At 65.5% G+C, this 15,635-nt stretch carries 15 protein-coding genes; 4 read left to right on the top strand and 11 right to left on the bottom strand.

The features are described 5' to 3' along the window. Positions 1-285: 285 nt before the first annotated feature. The 4 genes from AB4Z37_RS11830 to AB4Z37_RS11845 are packed head-to-tail and all read right to left on the bottom strand — an operon-like array spanning position 286 to position 5,127. The gene (locus AB4Z37_RS11830; protein ID WP_441516922.1) at positions 286-1,800 is read right to left on the bottom strand and encodes a tripartite tricarboxylate transporter permease; all 1,515 of its coding nucleotides are present in this window, start codon (positions 1,798-1,800) and stop codon (positions 286-288) included. Between the two features lie 33 nt (positions 1,801-1,833). After that, a complete protein-coding gene (locus tag AB4Z37_RS11835) occupies positions 1,834-2,325 on the bottom strand; it encodes a tripartite tricarboxylate transporter TctB family protein (RefSeq protein WP_441516923.1) in 492 nt (163 codons plus the stop codon). Positions 2,326-2,333: 8 nt separating this feature from the next. Next, positions 2,334-4,100 (bottom strand): thiamine pyrophosphate-binding protein, encoded by a 1,767-nt coding sequence (locus AB4Z37_RS11840; protein ID WP_441516924.1) that lies wholly within the window; start codon positions 4,098-4,100, stop codon positions 2,334-2,336. A 52-nt stretch (positions 4,101-4,152) separates the two neighbouring features. After that, entirely contained in the window at positions 4,153-5,127 is a 975-nt protein-coding gene (locus AB4Z37_RS11845; RefSeq protein WP_441516925.1) for a Bug family tripartite tricarboxylate transporter substrate binding protein, read from the bottom strand. Positions 5,128-5,276: 149 nt separating this feature from the next. Here AB4Z37_RS11845 and AB4Z37_RS11850 point away from each other — a divergent pair, with 149 nt between their 5' ends. Beyond that, positions 5,277-6,062: an IclR family transcriptional regulator gene (locus AB4Z37_RS11850; protein WP_441516926.1), complete on the top strand. Its 786-nt coding sequence runs from the start codon at positions 5,277-5,279 to the stop codon at positions 6,060-6,062. A gap of 28 nt (positions 6,063-6,090) precedes the next feature. On the opposite strand, the gene AB4Z37_RS11855 is transcribed toward AB4Z37_RS11850, so the two are convergent. Together AB4Z37_RS11855 and AB4Z37_RS11860 are read right to left on the bottom strand one after the other, a co-directional pair. After that, a complete protein-coding gene (locus AB4Z37_RS11855) occupies positions 6,091-6,627 on the bottom strand; it encodes an SCO family protein (protein ID WP_441516927.1) in 537 nt (178 codons plus the stop codon). Beyond that, positions 6,624-8,186 carry a linalool dehydratase/isomerase domain-containing protein gene (locus AB4Z37_RS11860; protein WP_441516928.1) on the bottom strand — a complete coding sequence of 521 codons (1,563 nt, stop codon included), beginning with the start codon at positions 8,184-8,186 and terminating at the stop codon, positions 6,624-6,626. Before AB4Z37_RS11860 ends, AB4Z37_RS11855 begins: the two co-directional genes overlap by 4 nt. A 216-nt stretch (positions 8,187-8,402) precedes the next feature. Between AB4Z37_RS11860 and AB4Z37_RS11865 the strand changes: the two genes are divergently transcribed. Next, the gene (locus AB4Z37_RS11865) at positions 8,403-9,008 is read left to right on the top strand and encodes an FMN-dependent NADH-azoreductase (protein ID WP_441516929.1); all 606 of its coding nucleotides are present in this window, start codon (positions 8,403-8,405) and stop codon (positions 9,006-9,008) included. Positions 9,009-9,187: 179 nt separating this feature from the next. Further along, positions 9,188-10,252 (top strand): alpha/beta fold hydrolase, encoded by a 1,065-nt coding sequence (locus AB4Z37_RS11870; RefSeq protein ID WP_441516930.1) that lies wholly within the window; start codon positions 9,188-9,190, stop codon positions 10,250-10,252. A 161-nt stretch (positions 10,253-10,413) separates the two neighbouring features. Here the strand turns inward: AB4Z37_RS11870 and AB4Z37_RS11875 are convergent, their stop codons facing one another. Further along, on the bottom strand, positions 10,414-10,566 hold the full coding sequence (locus AB4Z37_RS11875; protein WP_441516931.1) for an acyl-CoA dehydrogenase family protein: 153 nt from the start codon (positions 10,564-10,566) through the stop codon (positions 10,414-10,416). 103 nt (positions 10,567-10,669) lie between these two features. Between AB4Z37_RS11875 and AB4Z37_RS11880 the strand changes: the two genes are divergently transcribed. Beyond that, positions 10,670-10,792: a hypothetical protein gene (locus tag AB4Z37_RS11880; protein ID WP_441516932.1), complete on the top strand. Its 123-nt coding sequence runs from the start codon at positions 10,670-10,672 to the stop codon at positions 10,790-10,792. A gap of 23 nt (positions 10,793-10,815) precedes the next feature. On the opposite strand, the gene AB4Z37_RS11885 is transcribed toward AB4Z37_RS11880, so the two are convergent. From AB4Z37_RS11885 to AB4Z37_RS11900, 4 genes are read right to left on the bottom strand one after another with little or no spacing between them, the layout of a single operon-like run. Further along, entirely contained in the window at positions 10,816-11,817 is a 1,002-nt protein-coding gene (locus AB4Z37_RS11885; RefSeq protein ID WP_441516933.1) for a formate dehydrogenase subunit gamma, read from the bottom strand. Positions 11,818-11,855: 38 nt separating this feature from the next. Further along, entirely contained in the window at positions 11,856-12,452 is a 597-nt protein-coding gene (gene fdh3B / locus AB4Z37_RS11890) for a formate dehydrogenase FDH3 subunit beta (RefSeq protein WP_441516934.1), read from the bottom strand. A 12-nt stretch (positions 12,453-12,464) separates the two neighbouring features. Next, entirely contained in the window at positions 12,465-15,410 is a 2,946-nt protein-coding gene (locus AB4Z37_RS11895; protein WP_441516935.1) for a formate dehydrogenase subunit alpha, read from the bottom strand. 11 nt (positions 15,411-15,421) lie between these two features. Further along, positions 15,422-15,631, bottom strand: a complete 210-nt coding sequence (locus tag AB4Z37_RS11900; protein WP_441516936.1) for a twin-arginine translocation signal domain-containing protein — start codon at positions 15,629-15,631, stop codon at positions 15,422-15,424. Between the last annotated feature and the right edge of the window lie 4 nt (positions 15,632-15,635).

Genomic DNA, 15,635 nt, shown 5'->3' on the forward strand with positions numbered 1-15,635 from the left:
AATCGTCTTGCGAGAAAATGTCACATCCACAATTGGTGGTTGAACATATCGGACGACGCTGCTGCGGCAATCGAATTATTTCAAAATTTTTCTGCGGGTTTCATCGCGCTTAATCGTCGAGATCGGATCGATCGGAGATCCCCGCTCTACCTCGTTACCAATCTGCGGGCGTCCAACATCGCAACCGTCCGAACCGGATCCGCTTCGATGACGAAGCGAAATGCTTGCATGGAGCCTTCCACTGGAAATCACTCTCCACGGCCATGCGCGCCGAGCGACGACGGATCAATGCGACGCCCGCACCGCCCGCGACGATGGCGGAAGACGCAGGTGGCCATAGAGCTGGAACAGGATCAGAGCCACGCAGACGACGATGAAGGCGGCGCTGATCGGGCGCTCCAGGTAGATCGCGAGATCGCCGCGCGACAGCACCATCGCCCGGCGAAAGTTCTCCTCCAGCATCGGCCCCAGCACGAAGCCGAGCACGACGGGGGCGACCGGAAAGTCCAGCATCAGGAAGACCGCACCGATGGCGCCGAAGGCCGCGACGAGCACAACATCGAAGGCGTTGTTGTGCGTGCTGTAGACCCCGACCGCGATGAAGAACAGCGCGGAGGGAAACAGCAAGCGATAGGGCACGCGCAGCAACCGGACCCAGATGCCGATCAGCGGCACGTTGAGGACGATCAGCAGCAGGTTGCCGATCCAGAAGCTCGCGACCAGTCCCCAGAACACATCGGGATGTTCGGTGATGAGCTGCGGCCCGGTGTTGATGCCCTTGATGATCAGCGCGCCGAGCAGCAGCGCCATCACCGGATCTCCGGGGATGCCGAGCGACATAGTCGGGATGAAGTCGATCTGGGTTTTCGAATGCGCCGCGGCCTCGGGCGCGGCCACCCCTTCGATCGCCCCCTTGCCGAACCGCTCCGGGGATCTGGCGATCTTGCGCTCCAGCGCATAGGCGACGAAAGTGGTGATGGTCGGGCCGGTGCCCGGCATCGCGCCGAAGATGGCGCCGATCCCGGTGCCACGCAGCATCGGCAGGATGGCAGCCTTCAGCTCGCTGCGCGTCGGCATCATCTGCCGCATGGTGACGCGCGTCGTCGTGGTGGAGACCTCCCGCCGGTCGACCGTGAGCAGGAAATCCGCGATGCCGAACAGGCCCAAGGACAACGCCGCCAGATCGGCGCCATCGGCGAGATCCGGCAGGCCGAAGGTGTAGCGCTGGACGCCGCTGCTGACGTCGGTGCCGATCGCGCCGAGGAACAGCCCGAACAACGTCATGGCGATGCCCTTGAGCGGCGATCCCCGTGCCATGGTCGATCCGGCCAGCAGGCCGAGCAGCATCACCGCACTGATCTCGGTCGGGCCGAACTTGAAGGCGACCGCCTCGAGCAATGGCGAGACGAACACCATCAGCACGATCCCGACCGACGCCGCGAAGAACGACGCCATCATGGTGATGCCGAGCGCGGCGCCGCCGCGGCCGTTCTGCGTCATCGGATAGCCGTCAATGCAGGTCACCGCATGCGGGGGATGACTCGGCAGGTTGAGCAGGATGGCGCAGATGGCGCCGCCATACATCGATCCGTAGAAGATCCCCGCGAGCATCAGGATCGCGGGCACCGCCGGGATCACATAGGTCAACGGCAACAGCATGGAGATGGTGGTCATCGCCCCCATGCCGGGCAGCACCCCGATCAGGTTGCCGAGCACCACGCCGATGACGACCCACATCAGGTTCGTCGGCTGCAGCGTGACACCAAAACCGTACCACAGATCGGCCAGCGCCTGTTCCATCGCCATTCCCCCCAACAACACTCAATCCGACAATCAGCCCCAGGCGAACGGCGCAAGCTGCAGCTTCAGGCCGTAGCTGAAGACGAGCACCGCGGCGACGGCGAGCGCCGCCGCCAGCAGCGCGGCATCGCGCAGCGAATTGGCCTTGCTCGCCAGCGCCGAGACGAAGACGGCGACAAAGGTCGCCGGCACCAGGCCGCCATAGACGGCGATGACCGCAAAGGCGACGAGACCGCCGAGGATGCCGAGCCAGGCCCGCCAGTTGAAGGGCACGGCGTCGCGCGCCGTCCCCTCGCCCGGCCGCGCGGTGACGGCGATCGCGACGCCGACCAGGACCATCAGCACGCCGTAGAAGAACGGCATGTAGCCCGGCCCCATGCGGGTCGCCGTGCCCATGCGGTAGGTCAGCGCCATGACGGCGATGCCCACCCCCATCAGGATCAGCAGCACGGCGCCGATCCGGTCCTTGCCGAGGCGCCGGATCAGGGACCCGACGCGGTCAGGGCGTGCGATGTGGTCAGTCATCGGCCCGCTCACGCAATCCGGTCGCCCTTCTTGACCTGCACGGTGCGGCTGTCGACGCCCGGCAGCATCTTGGCGGGATCGCGCGTCACGACGACATCGATCACCGTCGGGCCGCCACGGCGCACCAGCGCCTCCTTGAAGGCCGCCGCGAGCTGATCGGGACGTTCGACCCGGATGCCGTGACAGCCCATGGCTGCAGCGACAGCGGCGTAGTTGGTCTCGCTGAGGTCCGAGGCGTGATAGGCGCCGGGGCCATACATCAGGTGCTGCAGCGCCTTGACGTAGCCGGAGGCGGCGTTGTTGACGACAATGATGGTGAAATCGAGCTGGAGGCGGCGCGCCGTCTCCAGTTCACCGATCATCATGTTGAAGCCGCCATCGCCAGTGAGCGCGAACACCGGCCGGCCCGGCGCCGCCAGTGCGGCGCCGATCGCGCCAGGCAGACCGTAGCCGATCGAGGCGGAGCCGCGATCCGGCACGAATGCACGGCCGGGACGCTTGGTGTCGAACAGCAGTCCACCCCAATGGGCCGCAAAGCCACCGTCGGCGACGAGATAGCCATCGGCGGGCAGCGCCGCGTTGATCTCCGTCAGCAGGCGGGCGATGTCGACCGGACACTCCGCGGAGTTGAGGCGATCGCCGACCTTGCGACGCCAGCTTGCCATCCGCTCGGCGGTGTCGGCCGGCCGACCGGCCCAGCGGGCCTGCAGCGTGTCCCTCACCGGCGCGAGCGCCGCCGCCAGATCGGCGACGCCGAGCAGCACGTCGCCCCACAGCCGCACGGTCGCCGGCACGGTGCGATCGAATTCCTCGGCCACACAATCGAGATGGATCACCTGCTTGCCCGGCGCCGGCACGGTGTAACGCTTGGTCGCGATCTCGCCGAGCTTGCAGCCGACCACCAGCAGGAGATCGGCCTCCTCGATCAGCTGGTTGGCGAAGCGGTCATAGCGGCCGAACAGGCCGGCACTGAGGGAATCGTTGCAGGGAATGGCGCCCTTGCCCGTCAGCGTGTGCGCGAGCGGCAGATTGAAGGCCCGGGCGAAGTCCGTCAGTTGCTCGGCAGCCCCGGACAGATGAACGCCACCGCCGGCGAGAATGACCGGCGCCTTGGCGGCGGCGATCAGTTCAGCGGCGCGCGCGATCCCTGCCCCGTCCGGGCGCGCGCGCAAGGCGGGCACCGCACGATAGATGGCATCGCCGTGAAAATCCGCGGCGCTGAAGGCATGCGTGGCATGGGAGATATCCTCGGGGATATCGACCACCACCGGGCCCGGCCGGCCCGACGTCGCCACCGCGAAGGCGCGGCGCATCAACTCGGGAATGCGGGCGACCTGCTCGACGCGGATCACCTCCTTGCACACCGGCCGCAGCACGTCGGTCTGGCGGCATTCCTGGGTCATGTTCTTCCAGGAGTGGTCGCGATGGGTGTTGCCGACCAGGACCACCAGCGGCGTTCCCGAGTTGAGGGCTTCCATCAATCCGGTCACCAGATTGGTAGCGCCGGGTCCGAGGGTGGCGTCAGCGAGGCCGACGCGGCCCGACACCTTGGCATAGGCATCGGCCGCGAAGATGCCGGTGCGCTCGTCGTTGATCAGAAAATGGGGCAAGCCGAAGCGCCGCGCCGCGTCATAGAACGGCAGCAGCTGAAAGCCGCCCATGCCGAACATGGCGCCGCCCTCGAACGCCCTGATCATGCGCGCGATCGCCTCGCCGCCGGTGATGTCCAGGACGCCGCTCTCCGGCTCCGGCTTGATGTCGACATGCTGGTTCATTTGGCTCGATCACTCCATTGGAAAACGATGTGCAGCGCTGGATGGCCGGATTTCAGTCGATGCTGGCGCCGGAGGCCTTGATGACGCCGGCCCATTTCGCCGTCTCGGACTCGATCAGCGCGGCCAGCGCCTCGGGCGTGCTTGGCGCGGCCTCCGCCCCAAGCTCGGCGAAGCGCGCCTTGACCGCGGGCTGATCGAGGATCTTGCGCACCTCGTCATTGAGGCGCGCGACGATCGCCTTCGGCGTCTTCGCCGGCGCCACCAGCGCGAACCACGAGGTGACCTCGCAGCCCGGCAGGCCCGCCTCCGCCATGGTCGGGATGTCCGGCGCCGCCGGCGAGCGCTGCGCACTCGTCACCGCGAGCGCCCGCAATTTGCCGGCCTTGATGTACGGCAATGACGAGGACAGGTTGTCGAACATCGACTGGACCTGGCCGCTGATCAGGTCGACGATCGCCGGTGCGCTGCCCTTGTAGGGCACATGCACCAACTGGACCTGCGCGACCATGTTGAAAAACTCACCGTTGAGGTGGATCGAGGAGCCAGCGCCGGAAGACGCAAAGTTGATCTGGCCCGGCTTGCTCTTCGCCAGCGCGATGAACTCCTTCAGGTTCGTCGCCGGCACGGCGGGATTGACCACCAGCACGTTGGGCACGGTCGCGATCAGGCTGATGGGCGCAAAGTCGGTCGCGAAATTGAACGGCAGCTTCGGATAGAGGCTGGTGTTGATCGAGTTGGCGATGGTGCTCATGAAGATGGTGTGGCCATCCGCCGTGGACCGCGCGACCTGGTCCGACGCGATGGTCCCGCCCGCACCCGGCCGGTTGTCGATCACGACCGGCTGCCCCAACGCCTCGGACAGACGCTGCCCGACGAGACGCGCCACCAGATCGGTCGACCCACCGGCGGCATAGCCGACCACGAGATGAATGGGCTTCGACGGATAGGTCTGCGCATGGCACGCCGCGCCGAACGCACACCACGCAAGCCCCGCGCCAATCACCGCCCCCAGCCAACGCTTCCCCATGGCACGCCTCCCGCCTTGACATGTCCACAATATGGACTATTTATGATTTCGATATGCGTTTGTGTCACTGAACATTCGTTGATGTCAACAGTTTCAGCGCAACGCGCGCGATATGCGCTGTTTTTGTAATTCCATATATTGGACACGCCATGACAAGTGGAACCGACAGCGACACCAGGCCGACCGGGACCCAGAGCATCGGCCGCGCCGCCGCAGTGCTGCGTGCACTGGCGTTGCGCAGCCAGTCGGGCGCGCGCATGGCCGATATCGCGCGCGAGACCGGGCTCGAGCGCCCGACCGCCCACCGCATCCTTCAAGGCCTGATCGCGGAAGGCATGGCGAGCCAGAACGCGGACACGCGCCGCTACCATCTCGGCCCGTTCATTTATGAACTCGGCCTGCTCGCAGAGCCGCGCTTTCATCTGCGCGAACTGGCGCGCCCGGCGATCGATTTCCTCGCGGACCAGACCGGCGACACGGTCTTTGCAGCGGTGCGCGGCGGCAACGATGCGCTGTGCGTCGAGCGCAAGGCCGGCAGCTTTCCGATCAAGGCCTTCACAGTGGATGTCGGCAGCCGGATTCCCTTGGGGGTCGGCTGCGGCGGTGTCGCCATGCTTGCCGCCCTGCCCCAAGAAGAAGCTGACAGCATTCTCGCCTCCAACGCCCCGCGTCTCGCGGCCTATGGTGACCTGACGGCAAGCCAGCTCGCCAAACTGGTGGCGGCGGCGCGCAGCCGTGGCTATGCGGTCAATCCGCATCGCGCAACGGGCATCGCCGCGATCGGCATGGCCGTGTGCCGGGCAGACGGCGGCCTTGTCGGCTCGATCAGCATCGCGGCCATCGAAAGCCGGCTGCAGCCGGAGCGCATCGACAAGATCGCGCCCCTGCTGCGGACCGAGGTGCGCAAGATCGAGAAGATGCTGCGGGCGTCGTGAGGCCGCAGGCCTCACATCGAAGAAGCCGTCACGATGGCAGGTAACCTGCCTCATCGGACGTCAGCAAGCGTCTCAGTCTGGTTGCGATCTCCTCAGCGGAGAGCGCGTCGATCAAGTGAGACACAAGCCTGCCTTCGGGGTCCATGACATAGGTGATCGCGGTGTGCGGAACGGTGTAGTCTGCGTTGCCGGCGGCATCATCCACGCGCTGCGCAAACACACGAAACGCCGCCTTGATGCGATCGATCTGCTCCCGCGAGCCGGTCAGCCCGGTGAAACGCGGATAGGGTTGCAGGAACGCACGCATGGCGTCAGGCGTATCGCGCTCGGGATCGACAGTGACATAAAGCGCCCGGATTCGGCCAGCAAGCGGCCCCAGCGAATCCAGCACGGCCGACAGTTTCGTGAGCGCACGCGGACACACCACGCGGCAATGGGTGAAGCCGAAGAACATCAGGGCATAGTGGCCGTGATAGGTTTCATCCGAAACATCGCGGCCGTCGTGGTCGATCAAACAGAACGAACCGCCGATCGCGCCCGGCAGCGGCGTTGTCGTGTTTGTCATCTCGCATCCTGTTGGCGAGGTTCAAAAGCCATCACGCAGGACTGCGCAAAACCCTGCGGACAGTGCAGCACCACGTCGGCGCCGTCGCGTTCGACTCGAACGGCTCCCGCGAGCTGCACATCGCTGGCCGTGCCCCGCGCCATCTCCGCCCCGCCCCCCATCAGCGACCACGGCCCGCGCGCCAAAGCCCTTCCGATCCGCACCGTCCCGTCACCACTGATGTCACGCCGGCGCGCGACGGCAAAGTTCAGCCAGCCGGCCTCGGGCTCGAAAACGGCACGGCTGACATCGATATCGGATCCGACCGCAACGATGGCCGGCTCCGCGAAATGCACCGGCTCCCAGGGCTCGTTGTACAGATGCCACAGCCCATCGGGGCGGTTGAGCCGGGCGTATCCCAGCAGCACGTTGCCGGACATCGGCTCGACCAGCGTGCGGATCCCGTCGGCGTTTTCGACGACATCGTTGCGCGGATAGTACAGCCCGCCATCGACCCAGGCCGGCGCCATGTAGCGATCGGCATGTGCCAGCAGGCCATGCAGCGTTTCAGCGTCCCCCATCTCGGAGGCCCACGCGGTGACCCAGCCGAAATCGCAATCGTCGCTGACGATGCGCAGCCACATGATCTCCGGCCGCACCGGCACGTTGATCGACAGCGTCCCCTCACGGCCGGGCTTCAGAAGGTCGCGAATTTGCCGGGGATAATGCGCATGGACGAAGTCCCGATTCCACATGTTCAGCAGTGCGCCGGTCCACGCATCGACCCACGGCGCCTTGCCGACGTTCTGACGCACCATCCTGGTGTCCTGGGACATCATGATATGATAGTGGCCGTTGTCCCCGACGCGGCCGAACTCCTTCCAGGCCTGCTCGTAGCTCCGCGTCACGTCGTCGGCCATCGACCCGCCATTGACGAGATCATGCATGCGGAAGCCCAGGATCGCCGGCTGGTTGCAGATCTGGAACACGCAGTTCGGCTCGCAGGCAACGCCGAGATAGCCGGACTGCACCATCTGCCAGTAGATGTGATCGTTCAGCGAATTCTGGTCGTACGCAAAACGCTTCTCCTCGCCGCCCCAGAAGTAGGACCAGAAGCGGAATGTCAGCGCGCCGGGCTGGGCGTAGCGGTCGTCATTGAAGAGGTAATTATACAACAGCGCCATCGACTGCACGTAGGCGCTGTACATGATGTTGTCGCGGCCGACCGGATTCCATTCTTCGCGATAGCCATCAGCGAGATGGGCATTGAAGATGCTGCCGCCCCGGCTGACATCGCGCCAGTACATCCACACCTCGGGCAACAGCATCTTTTCGATCAGGCGCTCGAAGATCGGCTTGAATACGCCGGGCGCCGCCGGCAGGCGGTGCTTGTGGGTCAGCGCCAGGGCGTAGGCCATATAGGCCAGTTGAAAGCGGAAGCCGCCGAAATCCTCCTGACCGAACCCCTTGCCCTTCATCAGGTCCCATTGATTGGGCGGCTGGCGCGAGAGATTGTCGAAATGCCTGATGTGCCCGATCTGCAGCCTGTCCAGACCGTCCTGCGCATAGGGGCCGCTCATGAACGTCTCCGATCTCGCACGCTGCGGGAATGCTATATTACCAGCCGGCTCACGCCATCACCAAATCATTCATAAAAACTGAATGATGTAACCAGCCTCCCGGCCTTCTTCCCATTTCTTTGTGGGTCTATCTCTCCTCCCATCAGGCCGCGATTGGCGCGGCCGACACCACGGCGCGGGTTAACCCGACCATCAGCGCATCCCATGGAGAGTGTCATGAACATCCTGCGAATCCAGACCAGCCCTCGCGGCGAACATTCCGAGAGCCGCAAGCTCGGCGACTTCCTGGTGGCTGAAGCAAGGCGAACCCACCGTGACGTCACGACCATCGTGCGCGATGTGTCGAAGGGCGTCACTGTACCCGATCTCGCCTGGATCGGCGCGAGCTTTACCGATGCCGACAAGCGGACGGATGACCAGACGCGCGCGCTCGACCACTCCGAGCAACTGATCGCCGAACTCGAGACGACCGACCTGCTGGTCATCGAAGCACCGATCTGGAATTTCTCGATTCCCGCGAGCCTCAAGAGCTGGATCGATCAGGTCGCGCGTGCCCGGCGGACCTTCCGCATGCTGGAGAATGGCGCCGAGGGCCTGCTCAGGGATCGCAAGACCATCGTCATCGTCACGACCGGCGGAACGCCGCTGGGCAGTGGCTATGATTTCGCGACCCCGTATCTCCGCTTCATCCTCGGCTTCATCGGCATCAAGGACGTCACGTTCATTGACGCCGGCGGCCTGCTGTTCGACGCCGACAAGCCGGAGAAGGCGCGTGCTGACATCGCCGCGACCCTGTCCGCGCCGCTGGCCGATGCTGCCTAACACCCTCCAGGCATGACGGAGCCCATCCGCCCAGGCATGAGCCGGACAAGCGCGCAGCGCGCTTTCCGAAAATATCCTCTTCGATCAAGGTGCCAAAGCGCGATGATCAGACGTCATCGCGCTTTGGCAATCCCGCGAACCGCCCGCGTTCGATCTGTCGCCAACAAGGAGAGCCGCCGATGTCCCATCGTCTCGCGCCGCATTTCGTGTCCTTCCTGACCGCCATCGCGCTGGCCGGCGTCGCCCTGGCCCCGGCCGGCAGCGCCCTGGCGCAAGCCGCTGCTCCCCACCCCGCCGCCTCACACGGGCCTGCGCAACCGATCGGCATCGGCCTCGAGGGCGTCGCCTATCCCTATCCCGTCCGGTTCCTTGACCTCACCATCGACGGCCAGCAGCTGCGGATGGCGTACATGGACGTTCCGCCATCGGCAGTCGCAAACGGCAAGACCGTCGTGCTTCTGCATGGCAAGAGCTTTTCGGGCAATTACTGGGCGCACATGATCGCAACCCTGACGGCGCAGGGTTATCGCGTGATCGCGCCGGACCAGATCGGGTTCGGCAAATCGGCCAAGCCCGACATCCGCTACCACTTCGATCTTCTCGCGCGCAATACCAAGATGCTGCTCGACAGCCTCGGGGTCGGCCGCGCCGCGATCGTCGGTCATTCGTTCGGCGGCATGCTCGCGGTCTACTTCGCCCGCGACTATCCGGAAACGACGGCGGTTCTCGCACTGGAGAACCCGATCGGGCTCGAAGACTACCGCAGCGCGATCCCGCCGCAGCCGATCGAGGCGCTGGTCAAGACCGAAATGGCGCAGACGCCGGAGAGCTACCGCGCCTTCATGCAGGCCTTCTTCGTCGGCTGGCCGGCGGAGGCGCAACAGTATGTCGATATCTTTTCAGGCGTGCTGTCGAGCGGCGAATATCCGCGCTGGGCGCGGGCATCGGCGCTGACCTATGACATGATTTTCAACGAACCGATCCGCCATGAATACCGTCTTCTGAAGATGCCGGTGCTGCTCACGATCGGGCAGAATGATCGCAGCGTGTTCTTCCGCCGCTACGCCGCAGCCGAAGCCATCAAGCCGCTCGGCAACTGGCCGGAGCTCGGCCGCCAGGCCGCCAAGGACATCCCGGACGCAAAGCTGGTCGAGATCGACCACGCCGGCCACCTTCCGCACATCGAGCAGCCCGAGCAGACCGAGGCAGCCCTCACGGCGTTTCTGGCGGCGCGGTATCAATGACCCGCGGCCCGATGTCGTACCTCTCCGGGCGGCAACCAGGAAGCATCGCGTCCGTGAGCCTTGAGGACCTCGCGGGCGAAGGTCACCTTCAGGACTTCGGTCGTGCCTTCGGCGACCTCTGCGATACGGCTCTGGAAGTACCGCTGGCCGGGCCGGTTCTCCTAGAGCATGCCGGGGCCGCCATGGATCTGCATCGCGCAGCCGATCACCCGGCAGGCCGCGAGCGGGGCAAAGCATTTCATCATGACCGCTTCCTTGCGCGCATCCCCCGGGGGCATGGGACCGCGCGGCTTGGTCTGCCGGGCCGGCCGCATCGGCGCTCTGGCAAAATCCGTGTGAACGTCCTAAATCTTTCTTCGCGGAGCGCCCAGAACTCCGCTGCGATCCAGTACGGGTGCGCCATTCGGGAGACCGGCCATGAAAGCCTTCCTGCTCGCCTGTGTGGTCGCCATCGCCGTGGCGGCGGTCGGCGCGGCGGTGCTTGACCGCGTGCAAGAGCCGGTCGCGCAGGCCTTTGCGACGACGGGCGTGCGGCTTTAGGGAGTGCGCCGAAAATTCGGTCCCTACTCCGCCGCCTTGGTCGCCGGATTGGAGCTGATATCATCGGCCCCGGCGGGCGCGCCCTGCTTCTCGAGCCACAGGCTGTGGTGCTCCCTCGCCCAGTTGACGTCCACGGTGCCGCTGCCCATCGCCTCGAACGCGCCTTCCATGCCGATCGTGCCGATGTAGATGTGGGCCAGCATCACCGAGACGAACAGCACCGCCACGATGGCATGGACCATCTGGGCGGTCTGCATGCCTTCGATGCCGGACAGGTAGAACGGGAACATCAGTTCGTATCCGGTGACCGCAACGCCGCCGCCGCCGATCACCACGATCCAGTAGATCATCTTCTGGCCGGCATTGAAGCGATCGGCCGGCGGATGATCGTGTCCCACCATGCCGCCACCGCGCCGGATCCATTCGAGATCACGCCGGTTCGGAATATTGCCGCCGATCCACATCAGGAAGATCAGCACGACCCCGAGGGTGAACGGGAAGCTGAGATAGTTGTGGGCGTACTTCGCCCACTGCGACCACAGCGAAAACGCCTCGTGACCGATCAGCGGCAGCAGCAGCGGCCGGCCGAAGGTGATGTTCAGTCCGGACAGCGCCAGAACGATGAAACAGCTCGCCGACATCCAGTGCACGAAGCGTTCGAACGCGCCGAAGCGCACCACGGTACGCCCCGACCGGCCGCTCTCGAGCCGGACCATGCCGCGGGAGAGATAGAAGGCAACGAGCACCGCCAGCATGCCGAGGATGGCGACGCCGCCGATCCAGCGCAGGGTGACATTGCGGAACTCACGCCACTGCCGGCCCGCGGGCTGCTCCAGCACGCTCGCGCGCTGATCGGGAATGCTGATACGCCCCTCGATCCGGTCGCGCTGCTGCAGAAGCTGCTGCTCCCTGACGGCGCTGGCGGTCGGGTTGACCTGCTGAGTGAAGGACGGCGCCGCCGTCAGGACGAACAGCAGCAGCGTGCCGCCGATCGCCAGGCACATCGAGCGTACAGACCTCACCATCCGATCCTCCCCGACATTGAGCAGCCGACGAGACCCCGTCAGGACTCGATCGCTTCGCGATAGGCCGTCTTCCAGCCCCATGCGCCCGAGCCATAGCCGCGTTTCATCACGCGCTCCTTGTAGATCTCGGCGATGATTTCGCCGTCGCCCGCCAGCAGCGACTTGGTCGAGCACATCTCGGCGCACAGCGGCAATTTGCCTTCGGCGAGGCGGTTCGCCCCATACTTCTCGTACTCTTCCTTGCTGCCGTCGGCTTCGGGGCCGCCGGCGCAGAACGTGCATTTGTCCATCTTGCCGCGGGAGCCGAAATTGCCGACTTTCGGATATTGCGGCGCGCCGAACGGACAGGCGTAAAAGCAGTAGCCGCAGCCGATGCACAGATCCTTGGAGTGCAGCACGACGCCATCGGCAGTGGTGTAGAAGCAGTTCACCGGGCAGACCGCGGCGCAGGGCGCATCGGTGCAGTGCATGCAGGCCATCGAGATCGAGCGCTCCCCGGGCTTGCCGTCGTCGAGGGTGACGACGCGGCGCCGGTTGATGCCCCAGGGCACCTCATGCTCGTTCTTGCAGGCGGTCACGCAGGCATTGCACTCGATGCACCGGTCGGCGTCGCAGAGAAATTTCATCCGAGCCATGGGCTGCTCCTGTCACGCTGCGACGATCTGGCAGAGGGTGACCTTGGTCTCCTGCATGTTGGTCGCGGGATCATAACCGTAGGTCGTGATGGTGTTGGCGCTCTCGCCGAGCACGATCGGATCGGTCCCCGCGGGATAGTTCCTGCGGAGATCGGCACCGCCGAACCAGCCGCCGAAGTGGAACGGCATCCAGGCGACGCCCTTGCCGACCCGCTCGGTGACCAGCGCCTTCATCCTGGCGCGTGAACCGTTCTCGGCGCCGCTGACCCAGACCCAGCCGCCATCCCTGATGCCGCGATCGGCCGCATCCGCCGGGTTGATCTCGATGAACATGTCCTGCTGCAGCTCGGCGAGCCACGGATTGGTCCGCGTCTCCTCGCCGCCGCCCTCATACTCGACGAGGCGTCCCGAGGACAGCACCAGCGGAAATTGCCGGGCAATGCCCTTGTCGACCGCGGCCTTCTGCACGGAGAAGCCGATGTTGGGCAGGCGGAACTGCCTGGCATCGGGCAGCGTCGGATACTTGGCGACGAGATCGGCGCGCGGCGTGTAGATCGGCTCGCGATGCACCGGAATGGGATCGGGCAGGCCGAACGCGTTCATGCGCGCCTTGCCGTTGCCATGCGGCACACAGCCATGCAGCAGCGCGACGCGCTGGATGCCGCCGGACAGGTCGAGCGACCACGACACCGCATCGGGCGTCGCCGGATTGATGGTGTTGATCACCGCCAGCTCGGCTTCCGTCAGATCCTTGTCCCAGCCGAGCTTCTTGAGGCTCGCCAGCGTGAACTCCGGATAGCCGTCCTTGATGTCCGAGTCCTTGGAATACGACCCGTCGGCCAGCAGGCTGACCTTTCGCGTCGTGCCGTCGGGCAGCTTCTCCTCGCGCTCGATGCCGAAGCGCGGCCGGAACGTGCCGCCGCCGTCCATCACGGCGAGATGGGTGTTGTAGAGCAGCGGCGTGCCCGGATGCCGCACCTCGGGCGAGCCCCAGCACGGCCACGGCAGGCCATAATAATCGCCGCCGACCTCCGGGTCGTCCTTGGGCGCCCGCATGGTCAGCATGTCGAACTTGGCCTGGTTCTTCATGTGCGCCTTGAGACGCTCCGGCGACTGGCCGCAATAGCCCGTCGACCAGCTGCCGCGGTTCATCTCGCGCAGCACATCCTCCGCGTCCGGCAGTTCGTTCTCGACCTTGATGTTCCTGAACATCTCATCGGCGAAGCCGAACTTCCTCGCCATCCGGTAGATGACCTCGAGATCATCCTTGGCTTCGAAGACCGGTTTCACGATCTGCTCGCCCCACTGCAGCGAGCGGTTGGAGGCGACGCGCGAGCCCTTGCACTCGAACTGGGTGGCAATGGGCAGGATGTAGAGATTATCCTTGCGGCCGGCCTCGACCGCGAGCGACGTCCAGGTGGTCGGATGCGGATCGGCGATGACCAGGAGGTCGAGCGCCTTCAGGCCGTTCAGGGATTCCGGAATGCGGGTGATGCTGTTGCTGGCATGGCCCTGCACGAACACCGCCCGGACGTTGGTCTTCTGGGCGACCTGGTCCTTCGGCAAGGTCACCGCCTCGAACCAGCGGGTGAGCGGAATGCCGGGCGTCTCCATGACCTGCTTGGAATCGAAGCGCGACAGCAGCACGTCGTAGCCGACGCCCCACACCCGCGCCCAATGCTTCCAGGCCGCTTCCGTGAGGCCGTAGTAGAACGGCAGCGTCACGATATCGAGCCCGACATCGGTCGCGCCCTGGACGTTGTCATGGCCGCGGAAGATGTTGGCGCCCATACCTGGCCCGCCGACATTGCCGGTCATCAACAGTGCGATGCAGCTCGCCCGCACATTGGCGGTGCCGACGGTCTTCTGGGTCTGGCCCATGGCCCAGATCAGCGTCGCCGGCTTCTCGGTGGCAAACAGCCTGGCGACACGCTTGAGCTGCTCGCCGGGCACGCCGCTGACACGCTCGACCTCGTCCGGGGTCCACTTCTCCACTTCCTTGCGCAGGTCGTCGAAGCCGTAGACGCGCTGGCTGATGAATTCCTTGTCCTCCCAGCCGTTCTGCAGGATGTGCCACATCATGCCATAGAGCACCGGGATGTCGGTGCCCGGCCGCATGCGGACATACTCGGTCGCGTGCGCCGCGGTGCGCGTCAGGCGCGGATCGATGACGACGAGGTTGGCCTTCTGCATCTCCTTGCCTTCGAGCAGGTGCTGCAGGGACACCGGATGCGCCTCCGCCGGATTGCCGCCCATGATGATCTGGGTCCTGGCATTGCGGATGTCGTTGAAGCTGTTGGTCATGGCGCCGTAGCCCCAGGTGTTGGCGACGCCGGTGACGGTGGTCGAATGGCAGATGCGGGCCTGGTGGTCGGTGTTGTTGGTGCCCCAGAATGCGCCGAGCTTGCGGAACAGGTAGGCGCCCTCATTGGTCATCTTGGCCGACCCCAGCCAGTACACCGAATCCGGCCCCGACTTGGCGCGAACGTCGAGCAGCTGGTCGCCGATCTCGTTGATCGCGGCGTCCCAGGACATCCGCGTCCACTGACCATTGACCAGCTTCATCGGATAGCGCAGCCGCCGTTCGCTGTGCACGAGCTCGCGCACGGAGGCGCCCTTGGCGCAGTGCGAGCCGCGATTGATCGGCGAATCCCAGCTCGGCTCCTGGCCGATCCAGACCCCGTTCAGCACCTCCGCGGTCACCGTGCATCCCACCGAGCAATGGGTGCAGATGCTCTTGCGAATGCTCGCGCCGGCGGCAAGCGGGCCGGCCAACGCCGCATCCGCCTTGCGGACGCCGCCGAGCGGCAGCGCACCGAGCGCGGCGAGCGCGCCGCCGGCAAGGCCGGACTGGCGCAGGAACGAGCGGCGGTCGAGGCCGCCGCCCTGCCCGGACAGATGGGCCGCGACAGAGCCGCGACGGTCGGAAGCGGAGCGCTGTGTTCGCCTGATCAGCATGGCCGCCTCCCTCAGCGCGGATAGCGGTTGACGCGATAATACGCCTTGACGTGATCGGTTTCCCGGTAGCGCGCCCTGCGCTTGTCATCCTCGGTCTCGCTGTCGGCCGCAGCCGGCGCGATCAAGGGCGTCGCCAGTGTCGCGCCGACCCCGGCGGTGCCGATGCCGACCTTGCGAAGAAAGTCGCGGCGGCCCACCGTCTCCTGCTTGTCGTCCTGCATCGCA

The sequence above is a fragment of the Bradyrhizobium sp. 2TAF24 genome, from assembly GCF_052115025.1.
Classification (GTDB): domain Bacteria; phylum Pseudomonadota; class Alphaproteobacteria; order Rhizobiales; family Xanthobacteraceae; genus Bradyrhizobium_A.

Excerpts from the sequence above, each read along its gene's own strand:
- AB4Z37_RS11830 (WP_441516922.1), bottom strand. The coding sequence starts at position 1,800 with ATGGAACAGGCGCTGGCCGATCTGTGGTACGGTTTTGGTGTCACGCTG.
- AB4Z37_RS11835 (WP_441516923.1), bottom strand. The coding sequence starts at position 2,325 with ATGACTGACCACATCGCACGCCCTGACCGCGTCGGGTCCCTGATCCGG.
- AB4Z37_RS11840 (WP_441516924.1), bottom strand. The coding sequence starts at position 4,100 with ATGAACCAGCATGTCGACATCAAGCCGGAGCCGGAGAGCGGCGTCCTG.
- AB4Z37_RS11845 (WP_441516925.1), bottom strand. The coding sequence starts at position 5,127 with ATGGGGAAGCGTTGGCTGGGGGCGGTGATTGGCGCGGGGCTTGCGTGG.
- AB4Z37_RS11850 (WP_441516926.1), top strand. The coding sequence starts at position 5,277 with ATGACAAGTGGAACCGACAGCGACACCAGGCCGACCGGGACCCAGAGC.
- AB4Z37_RS11855 (WP_441516927.1), bottom strand. The coding sequence starts at position 6,627 with ATGACAAACACGACAACGCCGCTGCCGGGCGCGATCGGCGGTTCGTTC.
- AB4Z37_RS11860 (WP_441516928.1), bottom strand. The coding sequence starts at position 8,186 with ATGAGCGGCCCCTATGCGCAGGACGGTCTGGACAGGCTGCAGATCGGG.
- AB4Z37_RS11865 (WP_441516929.1), top strand. The coding sequence starts at position 8,403 with ATGAACATCCTGCGAATCCAGACCAGCCCTCGCGGCGAACATTCCGAG.
- AB4Z37_RS11870 (WP_441516930.1), top strand. The coding sequence starts at position 9,188 with ATGTCCCATCGTCTCGCGCCGCATTTCGTGTCCTTCCTGACCGCCATC.
- AB4Z37_RS11875 (WP_441516931.1), bottom strand. The coding sequence starts at position 10,566 with ATGCGGCCGGCCCGGCAGACCAAGCCGCGCGGTCCCATGCCCCCGGGG.
- AB4Z37_RS11880 (WP_441516932.1), top strand. The coding sequence starts at position 10,670 with ATGAAAGCCTTCCTGCTCGCCTGTGTGGTCGCCATCGCCGTGGCGGCG.
- AB4Z37_RS11885 (WP_441516933.1), bottom strand. The coding sequence starts at position 11,817 with ATGGTGAGGTCTGTACGCTCGATGTGCCTGGCGATCGGCGGCACGCTG.
- fdh3B (WP_441516934.1), bottom strand. The coding sequence starts at position 12,452 with ATGGCTCGGATGAAATTTCTCTGCGACGCCGACCGGTGCATCGAGTGC.
- AB4Z37_RS11895 (WP_441516935.1), bottom strand. The coding sequence starts at position 15,410 with ATGCTGATCAGGCGAACACAGCGCTCCGCTTCCGACCGTCGCGGCTCT.
- AB4Z37_RS11900 (WP_441516936.1), bottom strand. The coding sequence starts at position 15,631 with ATGCAGGACGACAAGCAGGAGACGGTGGGCCGCCGCGACTTTCTTCGC.